This is a genomic window from Chitinophaga sp. 30R24 (assembly GCF_049056765.1).
Classification (GTDB): Bacteria; Bacteroidota; Bacteroidia; order Chitinophagales; family Chitinophagaceae; genus Chitinophaga.
Genome location: NZ_JBJGXX010000008.1, coordinates 106334 through 129287, shown reverse-complemented (window position 1 = coordinate 129287; position 22954 = coordinate 106334). Strand labels below are relative to the sequence as shown.

Sequence of the window (22954 nt, the reverse complement as noted above, 5' to 3'; positions counted from 1 at the left end):
CAATGCCATGGTCATTGAATTGATATATTATAAGGAGAGAATATTGTTGCTGCATAACCTTATAGCGCAATATATAGAAAACATTGCCAGAAGCCTAAGGAAATTGTTAAAAAAGTGATTTTTTGCATTTTTTTCATTGCAAAAAATCACTTAATCGAAAGTAATCCACAGCTACCTTTGCAACGCAAAATAATGTATGGATTTGTAACCTTATGTTTTTATCCAACTATAAAGAGCAAAAGTTGTCAAAAAGAGGTTTAACTCATTATGTAGACATTAAAAATTGGAGGGCTGCTGTAAAATATCCCTCAGGTAACCCAGGATCATATCTACATCGTAAGATGTTCCTGCTAAAAATGCGCTTTAAATAAATATGGAAAATATTACATTAAAACCAACCTGGTATATCAATGATGCCGCTTTCGACTGGCTGTATCCGGAAAGGATACAACAGTTGTCAAGGGGGCACTGGACCCCAATGGAAGTAGCAAGAAAAGCGGCTAAATTTTTAGCTGCCGGAACTGGAAAGAAGATCCTCGATATCGGAAGTGGTGTTGGTAAATTCTGCCTTATTGGAGGTTATCATTTTCCGGAAGCAACATTTTATGGTGTGGAACAGCGGAAGGAATTATATCATTTTGCGTTGGCCGCCAAGGAACTTACTGCCTCCGGGAATGTAAATTTCATTAATAGTAATTTTACGCAGATTGATTTGGAAGATTATGACCACTTCTATTTTTACAATGCTTTTTTTGAAAACCTGGTTGATGAAGGGCAGATTGATCAGCAAATCGAATATTCCACAAGCCTGTACAATTACTATTCGCGTTACATGTTCAATGCACTGGAGGATAAGCCTAGCGGTACCAGGTTAGTGACATTTCATAGTTTAGAAGATGAAATACCGCCGAGCTACCAGTTAGTGGATGCCACGGTTGATTTTCTATTAAAAATGTGGATTAAAAGATAACATCAGTTAATCAAAATAATAAATGATGAAGGTAGAAAAATTGGTGCCGGTAGTAATAGAAGAGTTGAAGGTGGCGCAGGATAACAATCACATAGAAAAAATTATATCAGCAGCAATTGCCGATATTGAGCGTAATGCAAATGCAGACACGGTTAAACTTTTTGTTTTGCAGTTACGTACGTGGCTTGAAAATTTATCGCCGCTTGATTGGGACAGTACTCAATGGGGATGCTTACGTTATGCGTTTATATTCCTGCAGAACTATTCGATAGTTGAAGTGGATAAAAATTGATTACCCAGATCTGGCCTAATGTATCTGAATAAATAGCCATCAACGTTTATTCATTAGAAATTTCAATTAATTTATTCACATTCAGGACTATAATTTTTCGCCCTTTTGTTGCTAAAATTCCTGCTTCCTTAAATTCGGTGAGTACTCTAACTACATTTTCCCGGGCGGTACCTACCAAACTGGCCAGATCCTCCCTGCTAATATTTATTGCTATTGGCATGCCTTCAACAAAATTTACTTTATATTTTTCCCGGATAACAATTAACTGAATCGCCAGCCGTTTTCGCACTGTTTTTTGAGCAAACATTGTCAGGCTGTTGGCCAGTACTGCAAACTCATGGCTTAAAGCCTTGAGGAGCCTGCTATTTAATACGGAAGAACGTTCTATTGCAGTTAAAAAATCTTCTTTAGGAATAAAAGTGATAGTGCTCTCTTCCATAACAGCTGCTGAGTCCGGATAGCGATCCCCCGAAAGGATGGCATGATACCCGATCAGTTGACCTGTATTGGCTATATAAATAATTTGTTCTTTTCCCTCATTGTCTACTTTATACTTTTTAACCTTCCCCTTGCTGATATAAAATATTCCAGAAGGGTATGCTCCTTCCCGAAATATGACTTCATTTTTTTTATAAATCTGTTCGCTTTTGTGAGCAGTCAGCAGTTCATAATCGGCAAGAGGTAAGTCGGCAAAGATGGACTCACTTTTAAAATCCCAATTATCTATTGGAAAAATTCCCTTGATACTCATATCTCCCAAAATTAAGGCTTTTAAAATTGAAAAAAATCACTTTCTGGACTGTTAAAACTTACCGCAAAGAGATGAATAGAGAGATACCTTTGCAGGATGAATTTGGCAACACCACCTTTTTTATCAGGCCATCAGGACAAATGGTTTCATTCGGATACTCACTTTCACCATCTTTACCCCCTTTATATACAAGCATTGGCGCAAAAGCATTGGACTCCCTTGAGCGTGGTTAAAAAAGTGTCTGATTTCCTGGCCGTTGAGCCAGGTGTAAAGATCCTGGATATTGGTAGCGGATCAGGTAAGTTTTGCCTGGGAGGTGCCTATTATAACCCGGAAGCTTTTTTTTATGGAATTGAGCAGCGCAATGATCTGATATTTTATGCTACCATTGCGAAAGAAATGCTTGGTTTTAATAATGTCAATTTCATGCATGGCAATATCATCAAGCTTGATTTCCGTCAATATGACCATTTTTATTTCTTCAACTCCTTTTATGAGAACCTTCCCGGTACCTATAAAATAGATAATAAACTTACCTATTCAAGGTATTTGTATAATCATTATAACCGCTATTTAAGTAGTCAGTTAAAAAAGATGCCCGTGGGTACAAGGCTTGCTACATATCATTGTTTAGAGGAGGAGGTACCGGAGGGATATAATTTAGTGGGTACAGATGTAGATCTCCTGCTGAAGTTCTGGATTAAAGGCTAGCGCTTGTCCTGTATTCTTATACATTTCGATGGCACAACGTAGCTATTTTTCACAGTCTGCTATATGACTTATCTGCCAGTATCGTTTCACTTCTTTCAATTGCCTTGGTGAAAGTGGTGACTACATTGGCTTTTCCTATACTGAAAAGCAAGCGCGATTTTTTTAATTCTTCATATACTTTCCCATCCTGTACTTCAGATAAGATGAGCTTTGTTCCCCGGTGCTTCATATCTCTATTTACATCTTTCAGGGTTTGAATACCTGTTGCATCTATTATAGGAACTTGTCTCATCCTGATGATTAATACCTGGAGCTTACCTTCAATAATTTTGCTGGCATCTTTAAATTTGTAGGCTGCACCAAAAAATAAAGGACCAGTAATTTCAAATACTTCTACACCCGCAGGTATGGTAAAATGATTAATAGATAAAGGGTCACTGTCTGATTTATCACCATTTAACTGTTTGGTCAGCATGCTAACATTACTGAACCGGGCCATTTTTCTCACGAAAAGGAAGGTAGAAAGTATTATTCCGATTTCAATGGCTACAGTAAGATCAACAATAACGGTAAGCAGGAAAGTTACTATTAATACTGCCGCATCACTATGGGGCCCCTTTGTTATAGCGATGAAATTTTCCCATTCACTCATGTTGTAAGTTACTACAACAAGAATACCTGCTAAAGTGGCCATAGGTATGAGCGCAGCCCATTTGCCAACAAAAAGCATGATCAGAAGCAGTGTTAATGCATGAACAATGCCCGCAATAGGTGTGCGGCCACCGTTCTTAATGTTAGTGGCTGTTCTTGCAATTGCTCCTGTAGCAGGAATACCACCAAAGATGGCTGAAAATATATTGGCAACCCCTTGCGCAACCAGTTCTATATTGCTTTTATGTTTACCACCAATCATTCCGTCAGCAACAATAGCAGAAAGTAATGATTCAATACCACCCAGTAATGCAATCGTAAAAGCAGGCTGTATTAATTGTTGAATCGTGCTAAAATCAAGATGAGGGAAAGTAGGTGAAGGTAAAGAAGTGGGAATGCTTCCAAATCTGCTGCCAATTGTTTCTATGGGTAAATGTAATAACGCGGTGGCTAATGTTGAAAGAATAATAGCAACAAATGATCCCGGAATCTTATGGGTAACTTTAGGCCATAGAAAAACAACCAGCGTAGTGAAAATGGCAATAAGGAGGGAATAATAATTGATGGATGAAATATTTTTACCATAAACGATCCATTTTTCAATAAAATCAGCCGGTATTGCTGTTATCTTCAATCCCAGAAAGTCTTTAATCTGCGAGGAAAAGATGACGAATGCAATACCGCTGGTGAAACCTACTATTAGAGGATAGGGAATAAATTGTATCACAGATCCCAGGCGCGCTATCCCCATAATCACAAGCATGATCCCTGCAATAAAAGTGGCTATAATAAGGCCGTTAACACCATGTTGTTGTACAATCCCATATACTATAACAATGAAGGCGCCGGTTGGACCTCCAATTTGAACCTTGCTACCTCCCAACGCTGAAATGATAAAGCCCGCTATCACAGCTGTATAAAGACCCTTTTCGGGTGATACGCCGGAAGCGATGCCAAATGCAATTGCCAGTGGCAATGCAACGATACCAACAATTAAGCCGGCCAGCAAGTCCCTTACAAACTGCGCGCGAGTATACCCTTTTAATGTTTTGAGTAGTTCAGGAGTAAACATATCAAGTACTTAAAACATGGACTGTAACAAACATTATGATTTCAATTGCTTTTTCAGATTTTCATTTGCACTCACGGCCTCCGGATCGTGGTATACATAAAAGTTCAGGTATACGGTCCTGGATAAACGCATCAGGATAGGCATCACCACTGTAAGTAAAATTCCATTAACAATAAGCCAATAATAAATACTATTATCTCTCCACGTTATACCAAAGATCAGCCAATACCAGATCAGATTAAATATAGAAAATAGTACGGCCAGTACATAGCTGATGTATCCAGTTCCATACCAAAATCCTATTTCCAGTTCTGTTCTCTGACTGCATGCAGGGCAATGGTCATGCATGTCGAGTACTTTCTTTAACTGATAAGGGTTATTGTTTTTAAATAACTGTCCTTCTCTGCACCTGGGGCATTTATTTTTTAAAATGCTAGTAATAAAATTTGATTGTTTCATCAAAGTGTTTTTCTGTTATCTTCAGTTACTATCAAATAGTCACTTTGGTTTGTATTAACCGCTGATAGGCTTCAGGTGATAGAAGGGGTTCCTGCGAACCGAATTTCATAGGAGTTACAAAAAATATCCAGCCTTTATCCTGCGGGCTCTCAATAATAAGGTTTAGATTTCCGGTGAGTTGTTGGTTTTGCCCCAGAAATTTGCAGTTAACAGGCGCATATACAGGGATAATTTGCTCTGCAGCATGGATTTCAGCAATTAATGTTCTTTTTTCAATAATGCCTTTTATATTAAACCATTTTATATTTGTAATCGTTTTAATTCCTTTAAGTCTATATGCAGAAATCCCAACAAACCCAACACTGCCATTACAATCAATCCACTCATGGTTTTGGGTGAAATTGATTCTTGGACGAGAAATAATTGATACTTTCATATTGCAAAGGTACCTTTGAAGGGGCTTGGTTTTACTGATACTTTTCAATTAAAAAGCTGCAAAAAATCACTTTTTCTATTAATTAGTCAATTTATGAGTTTAGCTGGTCTGTTTCCGATTGATAAATGGAACTTCAAGTCAGCGTCTATTTTAAATAATCTGCCTGGTGATGAATATGCCTATCTCTGCTCCAATATGCTGGAACAACGATACAGTAAAGGGGAAGTTATATTCAGGGAGGGAGGCGCTGCATCCGGTATTTTCTTCGTTAAAAAGGGGAAGGTAAAAAAATATAAGGTTGATAAAGCAGGAAAAGAACAAATTATATACGTTGCTAATGCAGGCGAACTAATAGGATATCATGCTATTTTAGCAGATGAACGTTATCCGGATTCCGCAGCAACTTTAGAAGAAAGCCTTATCGCATTCATTCCTAAAGAAGATTTTTTAGGCGCATTGGAAAAATCGACAGTTCTGCCTCGCAGGTTGCTTAAAACCCTGAGTCATGAGTTTACTGTTCTGACAAATAGTATTTCCGTTTTTGCGCAGCGATCAGTCAAAGAAAGGCTGGCTATTACACTTATTGTATTACGTGAGAAGTTTAAAGCGGAAACTTTACCTGGGGAAGAGATTATGATTAATATATCGAGGAGTGATTTGGCCAATATGGTAGGAACAGGGAATGAGAATATAGTGAGATTTTTGACGGAATTTAAAGCCGCTGGTGTGCTAACTACCTTAGGCAAAAAGATTTGCATCAATGATATAAGAGAACTGATTAAATTATCCGGTTGCGGTAATGAGTAATCACCTGTATTAGCTTCTTGTTAATGATGATGCCACAAAAAGGTGCCACCAGGATAATCCGGGGAACAAGAACCAATATTTATACAGATATCGTATCTTGCGGAATATATTTTTTAATAATAAGGGCTGGTAGCTGTAATGTAATTACAGCCAAAAGTAAAGACGATTATGGATTTTGGAGCCAACTGGCAGTTTTATGATCAACTGGATCTTTCCTTAACCCCTGATGAGTGGATCACCAAAGAGGTACTAAAAGGAATACCAGGGGAAAGCACTTTAAGAATAGGTACCTCCGGGTGGAGTAGAAAAGAGTATGCGGGTACGTTATATCCTAAGGGTATACGGGAAGCAGGGGTATTAACAGAATACAGCCGGATATTCAACTGTGTGGAATTAAATGCCACTCACTATAAAATCTATGGCCCTGATGCTGTCCGCAAATGGGTGGAAAAAACCAGAGGCCGCGATTTCAAATTTTGCCCTAAGGTGCCGCAGGTAATAAGTCATCACAGTACCTTGTTAAACGCCGGAGAGGAAACGGCTGCCTTCCTGGAAGGTGTGCGTGCGTTTGAAGATCAGTTGGGCCCTATATTCCTGCAACTAAGCGAATATTTTTCTCCTGTACGCAAACAAAACCTCTATAAATACCTGGAACAGTTGCCCAGAGATCTGAAGTTTTTTGTGGAGGTAAGACATCCGGATTGGTTTGGTATAGCCGCCGAACGCCGGGAGTTTTTTACTACCCTGCATCAACTTGGGATCGGTGCTGTAATTACAGATACGCCAGGTCGCCGCGACTGCCTGCACATGGGCCTTACCACTCCTGACCTCTTTGTGAGGTTTGTTACACAAGGAGGGCACCCATTGGATATAACACGCTTACATAAATGGAAAAAGCGCCTGGAGGAATGGCAACAAAGCGGGCTGCAGGAAATCTATTTCTTCCTGCATGTGCACGACGGTAAATTTGAAGCGGATTTCTACCGGGAAGTGCAGAAACTTTTCGGACTTACAAGTCAACAAACGCAAATGTCTCTTTTTTGATGAGCTACTCCAAGTTCCGGTTGTTAATATTTTTAATAGATGGATAGCAAAAAGTACATGTGAAATTAAACCGGTTGCCTATTGTGCAATCATGTTTTCATAAATTACTTTGCTGCCATATAAAAGACAAAGTACCGATGATAATACCACCAGTGTACTTTGTAAAGTTTTCGCATGCATTATTTTCTTGGAAAAAGGAATGCTGAATAGGCCCGCAGCCACTAACATGCCTACCACAGAACCACCTCCGAAAATCAAGAGATATAACAATCCGTTTATTGGTTCTTTAGTTTTAAGCATTACCATCACTACCAGGGCGCCGCTGCCGGCCAGTCCGTGCACAAGCCCTACGCCATAAGCAAGTGAATGGGCATGATGGTGTGCTGTTGAGTCTCTGCTATTATGTACATGCAGATGCTGATGAGTGCCATGGCCATCATGGGTATGCGTATGGGTATGCAGCAGTATCTTTTTGGTGACTAGTTTATATAACCTATACAATCCAAGCGTAATCAGCATGCCGCCTACAGTGGCTTCAAAGTAATGAAAATAATATGCTTTGATATTCATTCTAAAAGCAATCATCATCAACCCAATAACACAAAGTGTAGAGGTATGTCCCAATCCCCAGAATATACCATCTTTCAGGGCTTGTTTTATTTTATTGCGTTGAGATACGATATTACTCACAGCAAGGAGATGATCTGTTTCAAATGCATGCATGAAGCCTGCGTAGATAATGATAAATAAAGGAAAAGGAAGCATATATTTTGTTCTATATGAATTTCATAAATTATAAAACACAATCCGGTGATTTCCGGTATCGGCCACTACTAACTTATCTCCGGAAACGCTGATGGAAAAAGGCCAGTATAAGCGTTCGCTATGCTCTTTACCGGCTTCCAGGTGTTCTCCTATTGTCTCAAAATTTAAGTTGCCATAAAGATCTGTTGCCGGTTGATTATTTTCTACCGGAATAACTTTAAAGAAGAGTATCCGGCTGTTACCTGTATCAGCCAGCCATAACGCTCCATCCTGCATGAATATATCATAGCACCAACTTAAGGTATGGGCCTGCGGTGTTAAGCGATATTGATTTTGTCCGCCACTTTGCAGATCCGGTTGCCCGATAATGATATCAGCTGTTTGGGTAAAGGCATCCTGCCAGTTACGCCATATCAACGTTCTGTAATATTGTGTATCGCTGATTGCCAAAACACCTTCTGGGGAAACCTTTATGGAATAGGGCCACAGCGCATGTTCATGGTCATAGTCTTTTTCTTCAAAGCTATTTTTGCCGATTACCTTATCAGCCGCCTGATAATCTTTCACTGGGATAGTGTTATAAAATAATACTCTTCTATTGCCGGTATCTGCAATCCACAAGTGCTTGCCATCACTCCATACACCATAAGGCCAGTATAGGTTTTGTGCAGAAGCAACTGTTCCAACTCCGGCAACGTTCGGCAAGTTATGCTGCATATCTGGCTGTCCGATAACTACATCCGCCGGTTGTCCGTTCCTTACAGGGAATTGCTGCCATATCAATACGCGATGATTCCAGGCATCTGCTATGATCAATTTATTTCCGTTGCTCCATATACCAGACGGGTATAATAAAGTAGCACCGTTTATTTCTCCACCGGCATTCCGTTGAGAGTCCGTGATAGCCGATTGTCCTAATACAATATCAGGTTTTGCATAAGTAGTGGTGGGTATTTTATGCCAGATAAATACCCTGTTTTGCGCGGTATCGGCAACTATTAATTTGTTACCAGCGATGTGTACCCCTCTCGGTGCTAAGAAAGGGTTGCCTTCATCACCATAAAAAAATAAGTCGGCCTTATGTTTCGTTTGTGCATCACGGTTTTTATCTTTTATATTTATTGTCAGGTTTTCCATACAGGTTTCCTTTATTGTTGTTGCTTTGTGGGAATATGATGTTACGGTTATCCTAACTCAACATATTCTCGGCAATTGCTCACCGGCAAGCATATTGACGACTCTTCTGCCCCCAATGCTACTTTGCATGAGTACTTGTTTAGGATGCGCATCAACTACTTCACCAATGATCGCAGACATTTCTCCATGTTCCCATTCCTGCAATTTTTTCAAAAAATCATCTCCGATATTTTTATCTACAATGGCTACAAACAGTCCTTCGTTGGCAACATATAACGGATCAAGTCCCAACATTTCACAGGCGCCATATACTTCTTCCTCTACCGGAATACTTTTTTGAACAACATCAATTCCCAATTTGGTATCCCGGGCTATTTCGTTTAATACGGTTGCCAAACCACCACGGGTAGGATCTCTCAACAAATGTACCTGCTCACCGAATTCATTCAGTAACGCAGATACAATACCATTTAATGGCCTGGTATCGCTGGTAATAGTCGTTTCAAACTGCAGGCCCTGTCGCAGGCTCATAACAGCAATACCATGGCGGGCTAACGGACCGCTTAAAATAATTTTATCACCTGGTACCACCTGTTGAATAGCAATGTTTGTTTTTGTGAGTACGGGTCCAATACCGGTGGTATTAATGAAAATTTTATCGCCCTTTCCCCGTTCCACTACTTTGGTATCGCCGGTAACGACTTGAACACCGGCTAATTCACAGGCTGATTTTATACTTAATAGTATTTGCCAGAACTCCTTCATTGTTAATCCTTCTTCCAGGACAAATGCCAAGGATAAATATTTAGCTGTAGCGCCGCACATAGCGAGGTCATTAATCGTTCCATTCACAGCGAGATCGCCGATGTTACCACCCGGAAAAAAAACAGGTGTTACTACGAAGGTATCCGTACTCATGGCTACTTTTCCGCTGAGGTTAAAAATGGCGCCGTCATGTTTTTGATCCAACAGGTCGTTTTGTAGCAATTTTAAAGCGCCACTTTCCAATAATTGACTGGTTAATGTGCCGCCACTTCCATGACCTAAGGTGATCATATCAAAATCAAATTTGGGCATCGGGCATTGCAATTCCATTTTTATACTTTCAAGCATCGATTTGTATTGTGGATGAGGGGTAAATGTTGTTTGCCGTAATATGCACTCCGTTTTAATCGTAAACCGTTATGCAACGGCTGTATTATCTACCTGGAAAAAGTGATAATAGGCTACACAAGCGCCTTCGCTACTTACCATAGGAGCGCCTAAAGGCTTCGTTGGAGTGCATTTTTTTCCGAAATTGGGGCATTGATGCGGCTTTATTTTTCCTTTCATGATATCGCCAGACAGGCAAGTGGGATCTTCATGCGCTTCGTTTATGGTAATGTTGAACTTTTCATTGGCATTATAGGCATGATACTTTTCTTTTACTTCATATCCACTGAAAGGGATATTGCCAATGCCTCTCCATTCCCGGTGGGTTACTTCAAATACTTCGTTAATGATAGCGATGGCATTTTTATTGCCCTCTGGCATAACGATTCTCGTATACTGGTTTTCCAGTTTGTATACACCAGCTTCCAATTGTTTTACCGTCATTAAAATCCCTTCGAGTAAGTCAACCGGCTCAAAACCAGTAACAACAACCGGTATTTTAAATTTATTGACCAGCGGATAATATTCATGAATGCCCATAACGGCACAAACATGTCCGGCGGCCAGAAAACCGTCAATTGCACATTCGGGATCGCTCATGACGGCGTTTATAGCAGGTGGCACCAATACATGTGAGGTGAGTATGGAGTAGTTTTTAATGCCTTCCCGGTGAGCGTGAATAAGCGATAAAGCGTTTGCTGGTGCTGTAGTTTCAAACCCCACCGCAAAAAAAACGACTTCCTTTTCCGGATGCTCGCTGGCGATTTTTACGGCTTCCAACGGCGAATATAAAATACGTACATCGGCCCCTTTAGCTTTGGCCTCCAACAAGCTCATGTCACTTCCCGGAACGCGGATCATATCGCCGAATGAACATAAAATTACTTCATGCTTCATTGCCAGATGAACAGCTTTATCTATTAAATTCACTGGGGTTACACATACCGGACAGCCAGGCCCATGTATCATTTGTATGTTTGATGGTAACATGTTCAAAAGGCCATTCTTCACCAGCGAATGGGTTTGCCCACCACATACTTCCATGATGTTCCAGTTCATTTTAACAACTTGCTTAATCTCTTTAAGCAATGCTTCCACTATTTCCGGCGACCGGAATTCTGATACATATTTCATGACAACCAGTTTTAAGCATTTACATCATATAATTCATCCAGTTCCCCTGCCTCTTTCAAATAGCCAAATACTTTATTGGCTTCTTCTTCATTCACTATACTAAGCGCTACGCCTACATGTACAAGAACGTAATTGCCCACTTCGGCCGTAGGTACCATTTCTAGCGATGCTTCCTTGATAATACCACCAAAGGATACTTTTGCCATTTTTACTGTTCCATTATGGAGCAGTGATATAGACTGTATTTTGCCCGGAATTGCTAAACACATTATTTTATAATTATGGATGATTAATGATAACAGACCTTCGTAGTCTGTAAATTCGTTGTTGCTGCTTTATTAATAAAATTATCTTTCTTCCCGATTTCATTGTCATGGTACACAAATTGACCAAAAGAGATGTTTTCATCGTTGGGAGACAGATGAATATGGAAATGTAGGCGATGAGTATTACCATACACTAACTTTATCCAATCAACTAATAAGGTGTTTTGGAAAACACCTCCACTAAAACAAATAGTGGATGTCTTCATATATTGGGCCACTATACCTATAAGGCAAACCAGGGAATAATGAAATTTGGCTGCGATATATTTTTTTTCTTTCCCCGTTTTAATATCTGTGATGATGCTTTGCATGAAAGATGCTGTAGGTATACGGTTGTAATGCGCACCTTCACTAAAATAAGCTGTGTCCATCACAAAACCATTTTCAGCGATATATTCCTCAGCAAGCACTTGTAGTAGTAAAGCAGCTTCGCCTTCATAAGTTTGTTTGTCGCAAATGTTAAGTAAGGAAGCTACTGCATCAAATATTCGCCCAACAGATGAAGAAAATAACTGGGTGGCATTAATAAGCGATTGGTAGTTATTCCATTCAATAGCAGTGAATTTGTTTTTTATATTATTGTATGCCGGCCAGCAGTTATTGGTGGCACATAATGCAGATATCCTGGGCTCCAGTGCTGGTTTATCTCCGGCGATAACCGGGAAATAATCGAAATGGTAACAGCGCACTATCTCCCTGTTTTTATACACGAAAAATTCCCCACCCCATATGTTTCCATCGTTCCCCAAACCTGTGCCATCCCAGATAACGCCAAGAACGGGTTGTCCGGGAGCGTCAATCAGCTCATTCTCAGCCAGCACGGCGGCAAAATGGGCTTCATGATGTTGAATAAATTTTAATTCAGCATGGTATTTTTCAGAGAGCTCGATGGCGTATTGATGTGAAAAATAAGCAGGATGTTTGTCTGTAATAATTGTATCCGGTTTAGCATCATATAATTGTAACCAGTTTTCAATTGTTGCTTGATACATCTGTTGCGACTCGTAGCTTTCGCCGCTTCCTAAAAATTGGCTGAGAAAAACATGTCCATTGGCGGTGGCGGTGAAACTGCTTTTCAGAAAGGCGCCGGTGGCCAGCATACAGCCATTCTTTATAGATTTATAAGGTAGAAAAGAAGGAGCATATCCCCGCGACCTCCTTAATAAAATCTGTGTTCCTGTTTGTGCAGACACCTGTATTACACTGTCATCCTGCGGAATAATGATTTCGCGATTATGACTCACTACATAATCCGCTATTGTAAATAAATGCGCCAAGGCATCTTCATCCTTGTAAATAATGGGGGAGCCTGAAATATTGGCACTTGTTGCGATTAACGGTTTTCCATAATCGGTAATTATTAGATCCAGTAAAGGGTTATAAGGAAGCATTACTCCCAATCGTAGTAAGCCAGGTGCAATACTTTCCTTCGCTGGATGGTTCGCTTCCTTTTTAGGATATAGCAGCACAATAGGTGCGGCCGCACTTTCCAGTAAAGATTGCTCTGCTGCATTAATTTGGAAATCCTGCAGGGCAGCCGATATTGTTGGATATAAAATAGCAAACGGTTTTCGCGGCCGGTGTTTCCTGTTCCGTAATGTTTGAATAGCAGTGGTATTTTGTGCATCGCATAATAATAAATAACCGCCTATGCCTTTTACTGTAATGATCTTTCCATCGGCGATAATTTTTTTTATGTGAGATAAGACCGTTTCCGAATGATTAGAGATAATAGAGGCATTATTATCCTGCAAACAAAGATGTATCCCACAATGATCACATGAATTAGTCTGAGAGAAAAAACGTCTGTTGGTGATATCATGATACTCCTGTTCACAAGTGTGGCATAAGGGGAATGAGGACATAGCCGTGCTGTGTCTTTCATAGGGCAGTTGCTTAGTGATACTATACCTGGGACCGCAATGTGTGCAGGTAATAAATGGATAACGATAACGGCGGTTGTGTATGTCATGTAACTCCCTGCGGCAATCGGTACATAACGCTTTATCAGGAGCTATGAATACCTTTTTTTTACATTGGTCTGAAGCGACAACTATAGAAAAATCAACAAACGATTCATCGGAGACGCAATGCATTTCGGATGAAGTGACGATCGCCTGTGCTGGAGGATATTGTTTCAGTTTGTTGAAAAAGATATATGCATTAACTTCATCCGCGTTAAAAAAAATGTGTACCCCATCGTTTCCGTTTTTTACATACCCTGTTAGTTCCATCGCCTTGGCAAGTTGGTATACCAATGGCCGGAAGCCCACTCCCTGCACTATTCCATTGATATGTATATGATAGGTATGCAATGTTGAATCTGCTTAACTCATCACGAGGGTATCTTTCTTCGCTTTTGCTTTTCTTAAAACCCAGCTACACCATTCATCCAGCCCCTCATCTTTTAAACTGGAAATTGGGATCACTTCCAGGTTGGGGTTAACATCCTGTGCATCCCGGGTAACGGCATCAACAGAAAATGGTAGATAGGGTAGCAGGTCTGTTTTCGATACCAGCATCAATTCGCTGGTAAGAAACATGCGCGGATATTTTTTGGGTTTATCATCTCCTTCAGTACAGGCAAGCAAGGTTACCCGGTAATCTTCACCCAGATCAAAAGCGGCAGGGCATACCAGGTTACCAACGTTCTCAATAAATAAAACATCTACGTCTGTAAGATTGATATGGTCTAACGCCTGGAATATCATTTGCGCTTCGATATGGCACATGCCACCTGTTACAATTTGCAACGCATTAATACCAACATCTTTCATACGGATGGCATCCCTTTCTGTTTCAGGATCACCAACTAAAACGGCGATCTTTAGTTTATCGTTCAATAATTGAGCGGTTTGCTGTAGTAATGTAGTTTTACCGCTGCCAGGGGAAGAACAGATATTGATCACCAGCACATTCGGTAACCTTTCGCGAATCGCTTGGGCTACAAAATCATTTGCTTTCAAGAGATTTAACGAGGTGTTCTCACAACGTACAGACCCTACAGGGGCATTGTTTGATTTGGGCGCAGTCATTTTATTGATAAATTGTTTTAGGAATAATCAGGTTAAAGTATATTCTTCATCAGCAAATTCTACTTTGCTGATCAATAATTCTTCTCCCTGTACAATATGGTTACTGGGTTTACCACAACTACAGGCAAACTTATAGTGCAATACTTCTGTTGTTGTATTACAATCATCACAATAAATCAATATTGGTAATACTTCTACATGAAGTGAAGTGTTATGGTACACGGGCATATCTTGCAGAACAGCCTGGAATGCATTTTCCATTAAAATTGGTTGTACGTTACTCAATAGCCCCACTCTGAGGTAAATACCCCTTATCATTTGCATCTTTCCGGGAAATGTTGATTCCAGTGTTTTAAAGATATTCCTGACCAAAGAGATCTCATGCATCTTCGAGTGTGTTTATATTTAACCCAATATTGCTCATGTTTTTTTATTGATGAACGCTTGTCTGTATTTGTTTTGCTAGCTCGGCTAATAATTGTTGGTGTTTGTTTGCCTCTTGTATTAATTGTTCATCCTTTGTAAGGGTCTTAATTTCGTTCACTTTTTCTACCATGTCGTTATACCTCAACCAATTAAACGACTCCTCCGGGTTGCCTGCGTTCCAGCTTGCTTCTATATAATTCAACAACGTTGTGGCGCGTTCTTCTGGGTAAGTATCTGCAGAGCGGATTGATAAGGCTTCCCCATAATAGCTCAATGCTCTTTCAAAATTATCATGCTTTCCACCAGCAGGATATTTCGTAAATGCATTGGCGTAGTTATTACAAATCATCCCAAATTCGTAAGGGAAATCTATTTTGGTGTAATAGGCTAATGCTTCATTAAAAGAGCTGGAAGACAGGGCTGCCCATATACCTCTTTTTTTGTTTTCATCCGGCAGGGCTGCATAAATCACTCCTAATTGATGATGGATCTCTGCAAATACATCGGGTGCATCTTCTTTGCTAAAAACAGAAAGTGCTTCCTGGTATGCCTCTAATGCACTGCTGAAAAATTGCGGATTACCGCTCTGAGCCCAGTCATGAAACAAACGGCCACGGACTATTTGTGCCTGTGCCAACATTTCCGGTTGCTTTTCTTCTTTAAAGTATTGAATGGACTTATTGATGTATCCAAGCGATTCGGTATAACTACTGGTAATGGTAGCCACAGTAGCCGCATCCATCCATAATAGACCAGCAATGATTTTGTGTTCATGCCTGTCAAAAAATTGCAGGGCTTCCCACAAGCGATGCTTTAATTGTGTTATGAGCGCAACGTCATAAGATGATTGCAATTGCTTCACCGCTGCCTGGCACCACACACGTTCTATTATAAATTTAGGATATTCTCCGAGAGATTTGAATACCTGTTGATCAATCAACTGCATGGCTGCGGTGTAGTTGCCGCTATCAGTTAAAAAAGTAGCATAATATTTTGTAGTAAAAGCCTTGTAAGATGACTCGAATGCTACCTGCAAAGCATCTTCATAATGTGCGGAAATGGCAGCTGCATTTATCTCATTACTAAATTTTCCATAGTTTAATGCAACTCCTACATTATGATTAAAAATATAATTTTCAAATGGGTGGTTAAAGTTCGTTCTGCCCAAAACCTGTTCTAATGCCGCATCAGCTTCACGTGCATGTATAATGGCATATATCAGATCAAAAGCATACAGCATCGCGGGAAAATCAGTGAAATACTGTGGATATTGCTCTTCATTGCCTAACATCCCGAATACGGTCCCCAGAAAATATCTTCTATTAAAGGGGATTTCCGAATGAAAAAGAATCCCGGGACGATTATCCAGCCAGTCGGGTAAAATATGTATCCGGTTTTCATGTACATACAATGCGTTGGAAATACCGGGATGTATATCTTCGATTAATTGTGTTCCAACCAATTCGTCTAATCTGTTAACCTCCTGAATATACTCATTGATTGTTTGCTCATCTTTTGGATCTTGGTAAAAAACATATAGCAATTTGTCCTGTATACTCATAAGTGTACCTTTAAAATATGTAACGCTTCTTCTGCTAAGAAAGTAAGATCACGGTCGTTTTCTGCAATATCATTGTCCAGTAATATTTCCTGGATTGAAATGGATTTATCACCGGATAAATTTTTGCTTTTCAGCATTTGTTGCTGGACTTTGTGGATATTTTTGAATGATTCCTCGCTGGCCGGCGCCGCCAGAAAGGTTTTATCTTTTGCATAAAAAATGGTAAACACAACCATTTCTGTACGGAAGATTTTTTCCGCCAGACTTCTTTTTATACAAATATGTCCATCTTCCAGATATACCTCCTTTATTGGTATAAACGATTTTTTTTCCGGGACAGCATTCGGTGGAAAGAACATATTACCTGATTTATAAATCTTGTAGAATGGTGGCCACTAATTTATCACCTGCACTTTTTACAATGTTGCCGAGGTTCATATCTATTTTTATTTCTGAGATGGCTATCAGGTAAACTTGTATATGCCCTGCCGGAAATTCATCGCCCATCATTTTTTTTGCGTAACTCAATGCCTGGTCCCATTTCATACCATGCAAAAAAAGTAGGGGGTCGTGCTGGATTTGTGCCTGTATTTCATCAGCGGGTAAGCGGAATAAAGTTCCATCCGGCTCTCCTGAATTAATTACCCCATCTACCAGGATAATTCGGTGATGGCCTTTTAATTTGAATAATACTTCGAAAGCGGAGGTGCCCATATCAAATATACACACGTCTTCACGATCTGTCAGCTTTTGTTGCAATTCATTAGCTACATATACGCCAATAGCATCGTCACTCCTGACCGGGTTTCCAAAACCCAGTATAGCCGTCTTGATGGTATTCATATGTTGATTTACAGTTTTATATACCGGGCTATCGAAGTTGCGCTTGTTATAATTTAAAGCGGGACAGTTCTATACCTGATTTATTATCATATGCATGAACGGTACACACCAGGCAACTATCGAAAGAGCGTGCAACAGTGCCTACTTCAACCGGATCATTTTCATCTTCGATTTCAAGTCCTAGCAAGGCTGATTCTATGGCGCCGGATTTTCCATCTTCATCTTTGGGTCCCACATTCCAGGTCGTTGGCGCTACGATCTGGTAATTTTTGATTACGCCATTTTCAATGTCGATCCAGTGTGCCAATGCACCGCGTATGGCTTCTGTAGCGCCAAATCCCTGACCATCCCTTTCTTGTGGCTTGATATAGAATTCGTCATCTAACCGGATCTGTCCCAGCCATTCCTTGATATGGGTATAATAACCGATCATTTCATGCATACGTGCAAGGCTTCGTACAAAAACGCTGGGTCCAATTTTTCTCATGATGTCGCCGAAAAGCGGGTCCTGTATTTGGTGAGGCAGGTTAGCAGGGTTGGCATTCATCATCACCCTAGCTAAAGGTCCGGCTTCTGCGCACTGGCCCATATAGCGTGGCGCCTTTGCCCAGCTGTATTTTCCATTAAAATCTGATTTTTCCAGAATTTGCGATGGAGTAGGAGTGGGTATGGGTTCATTAAACGGATGTGCAGGGGCAACGTCCTTATACCAGCTGTGTTTAACGTGTTCCAATATATTACTCTGATCAAATACCTGATAATCTTTTCCATCGTAAAACCCACTCGATTGAATCACTGCCTGGTTACGGCTTTCAATCGTTGGGTGGTTGTATTTATCTTTGTGCAGGTAGGTGCCATAGGCAATATATTTTCCTAAACCCTGTCCCATTTTATTGAGGCCAAATTCGATACCCGCCCGGAGGTACAGTCCCAGGTCACTGTTGCGATGGCTTTCATTTTCGTCCAGCCATACCATCATTTCATCCCAGCTCCGGATCTGCATATACCGCTCAATGGTGCATCCCAGCCATATTGGTTCCAGCCATTCATTTTTAAACTGGTTGAGTATACTGTACGCACGTGTGATGTCTTTTAAGGTAGGTGCGCACATAACACCACCCGGAACCATATAGCTGCTATGTGGCCATTGGCCACCAAAAACGGCATATATTTCTACTGGTCGTCCGCTGGCAGTGAGTCCAATCTGGAATGACTTGCCTACATAAGCCGACCAACGTCGTACCACTTCGGCATATAATGGTTTATTAGCATATTTTTTATTGGTAAGATCTGTAGCAAAGATTGCGTAGAACCATCTGGGGGCACTTTGCAGGCTTTCGCTGGCCTGCCCAATGGCCCGCAATAACAAGGCATTCGGTGGTAGTGTTGTTTTCCAGGCCGTATCCAATGCGGAGGACGCGCAATATAGATGTGAGCCTCCGCAAATGCCGCAAGCCCTGGGAGTAACGATCAAGCCTGCCTGAGGGTCTTTGCCCTGTAAAATGATTTCGAAACCACGAAACATGGAAGCCTGTGTATTGGCACGTGTTACCACACCGTTTTCCATATATACATTTATATCAAGATCGCCTTCTACGCGACCTACCGGCGATATATTCAGTTCTTTGGTAGCCATATCAAGTTTTTATTTAGTGGGTCTAAATGTTTTTGCAGGAGATCCAAATACTTTACCAACACCGGCTTTGAAGTAGTAGCTCAATTTGCTATCACCAACAGGCACTTCTTTTGGTAAAAAACCAAGGTATTTCATGGATTTAAAAATACTTCCTTTCACCAGGTCGTGATGAGGGAATCCAGGCTCTGTACAGCCAAGACAAGGGTGGTTAGTCCTTGTTTTTGATGCTTGCCGGTTCCATAATATACGATTACAACTGGCATGCGTTAATGGGCCCCGGCAACCAACTTCATGAAAGAGGCAACCACCACGTACTCCAAAGTTGCCATCTACTTTTTCGCTGAATGCACGTGCATTTGTGCAGCCTGTTTGTACAAACTCACTAAAGAAAGTGGTAGGCCGGTTAAATCCATCTAACAGTACATCACCAATGCGGCCAGTTGAAATGGCCACCAGTATTTGTGTAATCCAATCCGGGTGCGCAGGGCAGCCTGGTATACTGATTACCGGTAGTCCGCCCTTAGAGGTATAACTTGCTCCCAGATAGCCACCCTTTTGCTTTTTATGGAATTGTAGACCAGTGCTTCCTGTAGGATTGGGTGGTACGGCGGGTATGCCTCCCCAGGAGGCACAATCTCCGATGGCAACAACGTAACCGGCTACCTTTGATAATTCACTGACCCAGTCTTTCATTGGGCGATCACAAAAGTTATTCATCGTACCGGTTCCATTTGGACCTTCTATCAGCGTTCCTTCAAATACAAGGATATCCAGTTTTGTTTTGCCGGAGATACAATCGTTCATTAAATCAGCTACCTGGTGGCCTATTTGAAGCCCCATGGATGGGTGCCAGAGGATATTTACGCCGAAATCTACCACCAACTCTACTACGGTGGGCTCCTGGGCGTTTAAGAAAGACATGGTGTTCCCGCTGCAGGCGCCACCTTGTAACCATAGTACGTTAGCCATAGCGATCGTTAGTTTAAGTAAGCGATTAGGAAATTTTTCTAATTTGTAAACAATGGTATTTAGAAATTGTTTACGGATTAGAAATTTCCTCCCAGGCTTTTTTAAATTTTTCTACCTATATAGAGCATATCTATATGCTAGGTTTTACATCATGTGAAGATAATAGCCTGCTATTCCTGAAGGATTTGTTGAAGAATGGTTTTTAATGCCCGGTTAAAAAATGTATTTTCGCTGGTAAACCTAGGCTCCTGCGATAACAGGTATTATGTGTGCTTCCAGGAATGCTTCCTTGTCATAATAAATACTATTTGGATAATGAAAAGAATGCTATCCCTCTTTTTGCTGTTATTCACGCAATTTGTTTATTCGCAAACCAATCCAATTACCGGCACTGTTGTCAATGATAAAACCGGGCAGCCGCTGGAAGGTATCACCGTGCGCTTATTGCCAGCGGGGTCGGTAGCTGTTACCAATGCACAAGGAAAATTTATCTTTAAAAGTACTACAGAAACCGGCAATAATCTGCAGTGTAGTGGTATGGGTTATCAAAACAGTACACTTACGTTAGAGGCTTTACGGCAGCAGCATGGAGTATTTAGCCTGACGCCGGAGGCCATCACCCTCAATGCTATTACGGTAGCGGGGCATACTACTGATCCTTATAAGCCCATCAGCAAAATTGATATCGCTATGCGTGGGGTAAACAATTCACAGGAAGTACTACGAATTGTGCCGGGACTTTTTATTGGGCAACACCAGGGCGGCGGTAAAGCAGAACAGATTTTTCTACGGGGCTTTGATTGTGATCATGGTACAGATATTAGTCTGCAGGTGGATGGTATGCCGGTTAATATGGTGTCACACGCACATGGGCAAGGCTTTGCAGATAGTCACTTTATTATTCCCGAAACTATAGAGGCGGTTAATTTTAAAAAGGGGCCTTACTACGCAGAGAAAGGGGATTTTGCCACTACCGGCTATGTTGATTTTCATACAAGAAATATGCTGCCTCAAAATGAAATAAAGTTGGAAGGAGGAATGTTTAATACCTATCGCGCTTTGGGCATGTTTAACTTACTGTCCAAAAAAGCCAGGGAGAAGCAACAATCATGGTATGTGGCTACAGAGTATCGCTATAGTGATAGTTATTTTGACAATCCACAACATTTCAACCGGTTCAATTTCTTTACCAAATACAATGGCAAACTATCAGATCATACCTCGCTAATCTTTACTGCTTCCACCTTTTACAGCAAATGGAACGCTTCAGGGCAAATACCGGATCGGGCGGTGGCTAATGGCGATATTGGTTTCTATGGTGCCCTTGATCCGAATGAAGGCGGTGTTACCAGTCGTACCAATGCCAATGTAGAATTGCTTACATCTTTACGCAACGGCGACCTGATAAAAAATCAATTCTTTTACACCTACTACACTTTTGATCTGCATACCAACTTTACATTCTTCCTGGTAGATTCCATCAATGGTGATGAAATTCGCCAGCGGGAAAAACGGAACCTCTTTGGTTACAAAGGAAGTTATGAGCATACAGATAATATAGGCAGCGTCAAACTCCTTACTACGGCAGGTGTTCAGGTACGTGCCGATGCCACAAATAATACAGAATTGGCGCACACCAAAGACCGGTACACGCTTTTAGATGACATTAAATTAGGGGATATTACCGAACTAAATGCGGGCGCCTATATAAGTGAAACCTTATTACTCAATGGTCATTTCACATTGAATGCTGGTTTGCGGTTCGATCAATTCTTTTATCGCTATAATAATAAACTGGCTGGGGATACTACCCTGCCCGGTGCCGGTATTTACAAGGCGCATGACCAGGTAGTTAGTCCTAAGTTGAGCCTTTACTACCAGGTAAATACCAATACCGAATTTTATCTTAGCACCGGAAAAGGTTTTCATTCCAATGATGCCCGGGGAGTAGTGGCCAGAAATGGTGTGGAGGTATTGCCAGCCGCTTATGGAGCAGACCTTGGTACTATATTTAAACCTGCGAGGAATTTACTGGTTAATGCTGCCTTGTGGTACATTTACCTGCAACAAGAATTCGTATATGGAGGTGATGGCGGCGCTGTTGAATTTAGCGGGCCAACCCGCAGAACGGGGGTGGATCTGTCTGCGCGATATCAGCCTATTCCCGCTATATATATAGATGCAGATGTAAACTACGCCCATGGCCGGTCTGTAGGTAGTCCTAAAGGCGCTGATTATATTCCGTTGGCCCCGGAATGGTCCAGTACCGGAGGTATCACTTACGTGCTTAAAAATGGACTCAATGGCAGTCTGCGTTATCGCTATCTTGCTGATCGCCCTGCTAATGAAGATTATAGTCTCACCGCCAGTGGGTATTGCGTAACTGATTTTATATTGAACTATACGAAACCTAAATACGAGATTGGATTCACTATCAATAATCTACTCAACACAAAATGGAAGGAAACCCAATTCGATACCGAAACACGGTTAAAGGGTGAAACACATTCAGTAGACGAGATTTGCTTTACACCAGGAACACCTTTCGCAGCAAAAATCAGCTTTGCGTTGTTTTTTTAAAGCAAAGTTATTATTGCGACAAATGATTTTATATTGTTATTCTGTAGGTATTGATAGGCATAGCACCAATCTCTCTATCAGGCCATGGTTTATCCCTATTGCATAGTAATGACTGGTATTTTTTTAAGTAATAAACTTATTAGTAATATTGGTTGTTTGATAAAAATATCTGTTCTCTCGCCTCTCCCCCCAAATCG

General features: G+C 40.9%; 23 protein-coding genes and 2 pseudogenes. 8 read left to right on the top strand and 17 right to left on the bottom strand.

Annotation, left to right across the window (positions count from 1 at the left end):
- Nucleotides 1-373 precede the first annotated feature (373 nt).
- Nucleotides 374-970, top strand: a complete 597-nt coding sequence (locus ACDQ55_RS16455) for a methyltransferase (protein ID WP_420982543.1) — start codon at nucleotides 374-376, stop codon at nucleotides 968-970.
- A gap of 22 nt (nucleotides 971-992) precedes the next feature.
- On the top strand, nucleotides 993-1262 hold the full coding sequence (locus ACDQ55_RS16450) for a hypothetical protein (RefSeq protein WP_420982542.1): 270 nt from the start codon (nucleotides 993-995) through the stop codon (nucleotides 1260-1262).
- Nucleotides 1263-1308: 46 nt separating this feature from the next.
- Here the strand turns inward: ACDQ55_RS16450 and ACDQ55_RS16445 are convergent, their stop codons facing one another.
- The gene (locus ACDQ55_RS16445) at nucleotides 1309-2013 is read right to left on the bottom strand and encodes a Crp/Fnr family transcriptional regulator (RefSeq protein ID WP_420982541.1); all 705 of its coding nucleotides are present in this window, start codon (nucleotides 2011-2013) and stop codon (nucleotides 1309-1311) included.
- Between the two features lie 26 nt (nucleotides 2014-2039).
- Here ACDQ55_RS16445 and ACDQ55_RS16440 point away from each other — a divergent pair, with 26 nt between their 5' ends.
- From ACDQ55_RS16440 to ACDQ55_RS16430, 3 genes and pseudogenes are all read left to right on the top strand, one after another.
- Nucleotides 2040-2246: a hypothetical protein gene (locus ACDQ55_RS16440; protein WP_420982540.1), complete on the top strand. Its 207-nt coding sequence runs from the start codon at nucleotides 2040-2042 to the stop codon at nucleotides 2244-2246.
- Complete coding sequence (locus ACDQ55_RS16435; protein WP_420982579.1) at nucleotides 2239-2724, top strand: methyltransferase domain-containing protein; 486 nt, start codon at nucleotides 2239-2241, stop codon at nucleotides 2722-2724. Before ACDQ55_RS16440 ends, ACDQ55_RS16435 begins: the two co-directional genes overlap by 8 nt.
- An 8-nt stretch (nucleotides 2725-2732) precedes the next feature.
- Nucleotides 2733-2828, top strand: a pseudogene (locus ACDQ55_RS16430) (hypothetical protein); the annotation flags it as partial.
- A gap of 20 nt (nucleotides 2829-2848) precedes the next feature.
- Here ACDQ55_RS16430 and ACDQ55_RS16425 read toward each other — a convergent pair.
- From ACDQ55_RS16425 to ACDQ55_RS16415, 3 genes and pseudogenes are all read right to left on the bottom strand, one after another.
- Nucleotides 2849-4447 (bottom strand): annotated as a pseudogene (locus tag ACDQ55_RS16425) (SulP family inorganic anion transporter); the annotation flags it as partial.
- A gap of 33 nt (nucleotides 4448-4480) precedes the next feature.
- Nucleotides 4481-4906: a DUF983 domain-containing protein gene (locus tag ACDQ55_RS16420; protein ID WP_420982539.1), complete on the bottom strand. Its 426-nt coding sequence runs from the start codon at nucleotides 4904-4906 to the stop codon at nucleotides 4481-4483.
- Nucleotides 4907-4937: 31 nt separating this feature from the next.
- Nucleotides 4938-5342, bottom strand: coding sequence for a hypothetical protein (locus ACDQ55_RS16415; protein WP_420982538.1), 405 nt, complete (start codon nucleotides 5340-5342; stop codon nucleotides 4938-4940).
- Between the two features lie 93 nt (nucleotides 5343-5435).
- Here ACDQ55_RS16415 and ACDQ55_RS16410 point away from each other — a divergent pair, with 93 nt between their 5' ends.
- Both ACDQ55_RS16410 and ACDQ55_RS16405 read left to right on the top strand, forming a co-directional pair.
- A complete protein-coding gene (locus ACDQ55_RS16410; RefSeq protein ID WP_420982537.1) occupies nucleotides 5436-6149 on the top strand; it encodes a Crp/Fnr family transcriptional regulator in 714 nt (237 codons plus the stop codon).
- Nucleotides 6150-6317: 168 nt separating this feature from the next.
- Nucleotides 6318-7193, top strand: coding sequence for a DUF72 domain-containing protein (locus ACDQ55_RS16405; RefSeq protein WP_420982536.1), 876 nt, complete (start codon nucleotides 6318-6320; stop codon nucleotides 7191-7193).
- Between the two features lie 78 nt (nucleotides 7194-7271).
- On the opposite strand, the gene ACDQ55_RS16400 is transcribed toward ACDQ55_RS16405, so the two are convergent.
- From ACDQ55_RS16400 to ACDQ55_RS16340, 13 genes are all read right to left on the bottom strand, one after another.
- The gene (locus ACDQ55_RS16400; protein ID WP_420982535.1) at nucleotides 7272-7916 is read right to left on the bottom strand and encodes a sulfite exporter TauE/SafE family protein; all 645 of its coding nucleotides are present in this window, start codon (nucleotides 7914-7916) and stop codon (nucleotides 7272-7274) included.
- 63 nt (nucleotides 7917-7979) lie between these two features.
- Complete coding sequence (locus tag ACDQ55_RS16395) at nucleotides 7980-9095, bottom strand: hypothetical protein (protein ID WP_420982534.1); 1116 nt, start codon at nucleotides 9093-9095, stop codon at nucleotides 7980-7982.
- Between the two features lie 57 nt (nucleotides 9096-9152).
- Entirely contained in the window at nucleotides 9153-10208 is a 1056-nt protein-coding gene (hypE, locus tag ACDQ55_RS16390) for a hydrogenase expression/formation protein HypE (protein ID WP_420982533.1), read from the bottom strand.
- Between the two features lie 69 nt (nucleotides 10209-10277).
- Nucleotides 10278-11381: a hydrogenase formation protein HypD gene (gene hypD, locus ACDQ55_RS16385; protein ID WP_420982532.1), complete on the bottom strand. Its 1104-nt coding sequence runs from the start codon at nucleotides 11379-11381 to the stop codon at nucleotides 10278-10280.
- Nucleotides 11382-11392: 11 nt separating this feature from the next.
- The gene (locus tag ACDQ55_RS16380) at nucleotides 11393-11650 is read right to left on the bottom strand and encodes a HypC/HybG/HupF family hydrogenase formation chaperone (protein ID WP_420982531.1); all 258 of its coding nucleotides are present in this window, start codon (nucleotides 11648-11650) and stop codon (nucleotides 11393-11395) included.
- A 20-nt stretch (nucleotides 11651-11670) separates the two neighbouring features.
- Nucleotides 11671-14022 (bottom strand): carbamoyltransferase HypF, encoded by a 2352-nt coding sequence (gene hypF, locus ACDQ55_RS16375; protein ID WP_420982530.1) that lies wholly within the window; start codon nucleotides 14020-14022, stop codon nucleotides 11671-11673.
- Between the two features lie 12 nt (nucleotides 14023-14034).
- Nucleotides 14035-14742: a hydrogenase nickel incorporation protein HypB gene (hypB, locus tag ACDQ55_RS16370; protein ID WP_420982529.1), complete on the bottom strand. Its 708-nt coding sequence runs from the start codon at nucleotides 14740-14742 to the stop codon at nucleotides 14035-14037.
- A 27-nt stretch (nucleotides 14743-14769) separates the two neighbouring features.
- A complete protein-coding gene (locus ACDQ55_RS16365) occupies nucleotides 14770-15129 on the bottom strand; it encodes a hydrogenase maturation nickel metallochaperone HypA (protein ID WP_420982528.1) in 360 nt (119 codons plus the stop codon).
- Nucleotides 15130-15172: 43 nt separating this feature from the next.
- Entirely contained in the window at nucleotides 15173-16729 is a 1557-nt protein-coding gene (locus ACDQ55_RS16360) for a hypothetical protein (RefSeq protein ID WP_420982527.1), read from the bottom strand.
- Nucleotides 16726-17088: a hypothetical protein gene (locus ACDQ55_RS16355; RefSeq protein ID WP_420982526.1), complete on the bottom strand. Its 363-nt coding sequence runs from the start codon at nucleotides 17086-17088 to the stop codon at nucleotides 16726-16728. Before ACDQ55_RS16355 ends, ACDQ55_RS16360 begins: the two co-directional genes overlap by 4 nt.
- 10 nt (nucleotides 17089-17098) lie before the next feature.
- On the bottom strand, nucleotides 17099-17572 hold the full coding sequence (locus tag ACDQ55_RS16350; protein WP_420982525.1) for a hydrogenase maturation protease: 474 nt from the start codon (nucleotides 17570-17572) through the stop codon (nucleotides 17099-17101).
- Between the two features lie 46 nt (nucleotides 17573-17618).
- Nucleotides 17619-19208: a nickel-dependent hydrogenase large subunit gene (locus ACDQ55_RS16345; protein WP_420982524.1), complete on the bottom strand. Its 1590-nt coding sequence runs from the start codon at nucleotides 19206-19208 to the stop codon at nucleotides 17619-17621.
- Nucleotides 19209-19217: 9 nt separating this feature from the next.
- A complete protein-coding gene (locus ACDQ55_RS16340; RefSeq protein ID WP_420982523.1) occupies nucleotides 19218-20177 on the bottom strand; it encodes a hypothetical protein in 960 nt (319 codons plus the stop codon).
- A gap of 315 nt (nucleotides 20178-20492) precedes the next feature.
- Here ACDQ55_RS16340 and ACDQ55_RS16335 point away from each other — a divergent pair, with 315 nt between their 5' ends.
- Complete coding sequence (locus tag ACDQ55_RS16335; protein ID WP_420982522.1) at nucleotides 20493-22757, top strand: TonB-dependent receptor; 2265 nt, start codon at nucleotides 20493-20495, stop codon at nucleotides 22755-22757.
- Nucleotides 22758-22954 lie beyond the last annotated feature (197 nt).

Coding starts and splice junctions, on each gene's coding strand:
- ACDQ55_RS16380 (WP_420982531.1), bottom strand. CDS start 11,650: ATGTGTTTAGCAATTCCGGGCAAAATACAGTCTATATCACTGCTCCAT.
- hypD (WP_420982532.1), bottom strand. CDS start 11,381: ATGAAATATGTATCAGAATTCCGGTCGCCGGAAATAGTGGAAGCATTG.
- ACDQ55_RS16350 (WP_420982525.1), bottom strand. CDS start 17,572: ATGAATACCATCAAGACGGCTATACTGGGTTTTGGAAACCCGGTCAGG.
- ACDQ55_RS16365 (WP_420982528.1), bottom strand. CDS start 15,129: ATGCATGAGATCTCTTTGGTCAGGAATATCTTTAAAACACTGGAATCA.
- ACDQ55_RS16395 (WP_420982534.1), bottom strand. CDS start 9,095: ATGGAAAACCTGACAATAAATATAAAAGATAAAAACCGTGATGCACAA.
- ACDQ55_RS16415 (WP_420982538.1), bottom strand. CDS start 5,342: ATGAAAGTATCAATTATTTCTCGTCCAAGAATCAATTTCACCCAAAAC.
- ACDQ55_RS16335 (WP_420982522.1), top strand. CDS start 20,493: ATGAAAAGAATGCTATCCCTCTTTTTGCTGTTATTCACGCAATTTGTT.
- hypB (WP_420982529.1), bottom strand. CDS start 14,742: ATGACTGCGCCCAAATCAAACAATGCCCCTGTAGGGTCTGTACGTTGT.
- ACDQ55_RS16410 (WP_420982537.1), top strand. CDS start 5,436: ATGAGTTTAGCTGGTCTGTTTCCGATTGATAAATGGAACTTCAAGTCA.
- ACDQ55_RS16345 (WP_420982524.1), bottom strand. CDS start 19,208: ATGGCTACCAAAGAACTGAATATATCGCCGGTAGGTCGCGTAGAAGGC.
- ACDQ55_RS16360 (WP_420982527.1), bottom strand. CDS start 16,729: ATGAGTATACAGGACAAATTGCTATATGTTTTTTACCAAGATCCAAAA.
- ACDQ55_RS16400 (WP_420982535.1), bottom strand. CDS start 7,916: ATGCATGCATTTGAAACAGATCATCTCCTTGCTGTGAGTAATATCGTA.
- ACDQ55_RS16450 (WP_420982542.1), top strand. CDS start 993: ATGATGAAGGTAGAAAAATTGGTGCCGGTAGTAATAGAAGAGTTGAAG.
- ACDQ55_RS16340 (WP_420982523.1), bottom strand. CDS start 20,177: ATGGCTAACGTACTATGGTTACAAGGTGGCGCCTGCAGCGGGAACACC.
- ACDQ55_RS16405 (WP_420982536.1), top strand. CDS start 6,318: ATGGATTTTGGAGCCAACTGGCAGTTTTATGATCAACTGGATCTTTCC.
- ACDQ55_RS16455 (WP_420982543.1), top strand. CDS start 374: ATGGAAAATATTACATTAAAACCAACCTGGTATATCAATGATGCCGCT.
- ACDQ55_RS16355 (WP_420982526.1), bottom strand. CDS start 17,088: ATGTTCTTTCCACCGAATGCTGTCCCGGAAAAAAAATCGTTTATACCA.
- ACDQ55_RS16445 (WP_420982541.1), bottom strand. CDS start 2,013: ATGAGTATCAAGGGAATTTTTCCAATAGATAATTGGGATTTTAAAAGT.
- hypE (WP_420982533.1), bottom strand. CDS start 10,208: ATGCTTGAAAGTATAAAAATGGAATTGCAATGCCCGATGCCCAAATTT.
- ACDQ55_RS16420 (WP_420982539.1), bottom strand. CDS start 4,906: ATGAAACAATCAAATTTTATTACTAGCATTTTAAAAAATAAATGCCCC.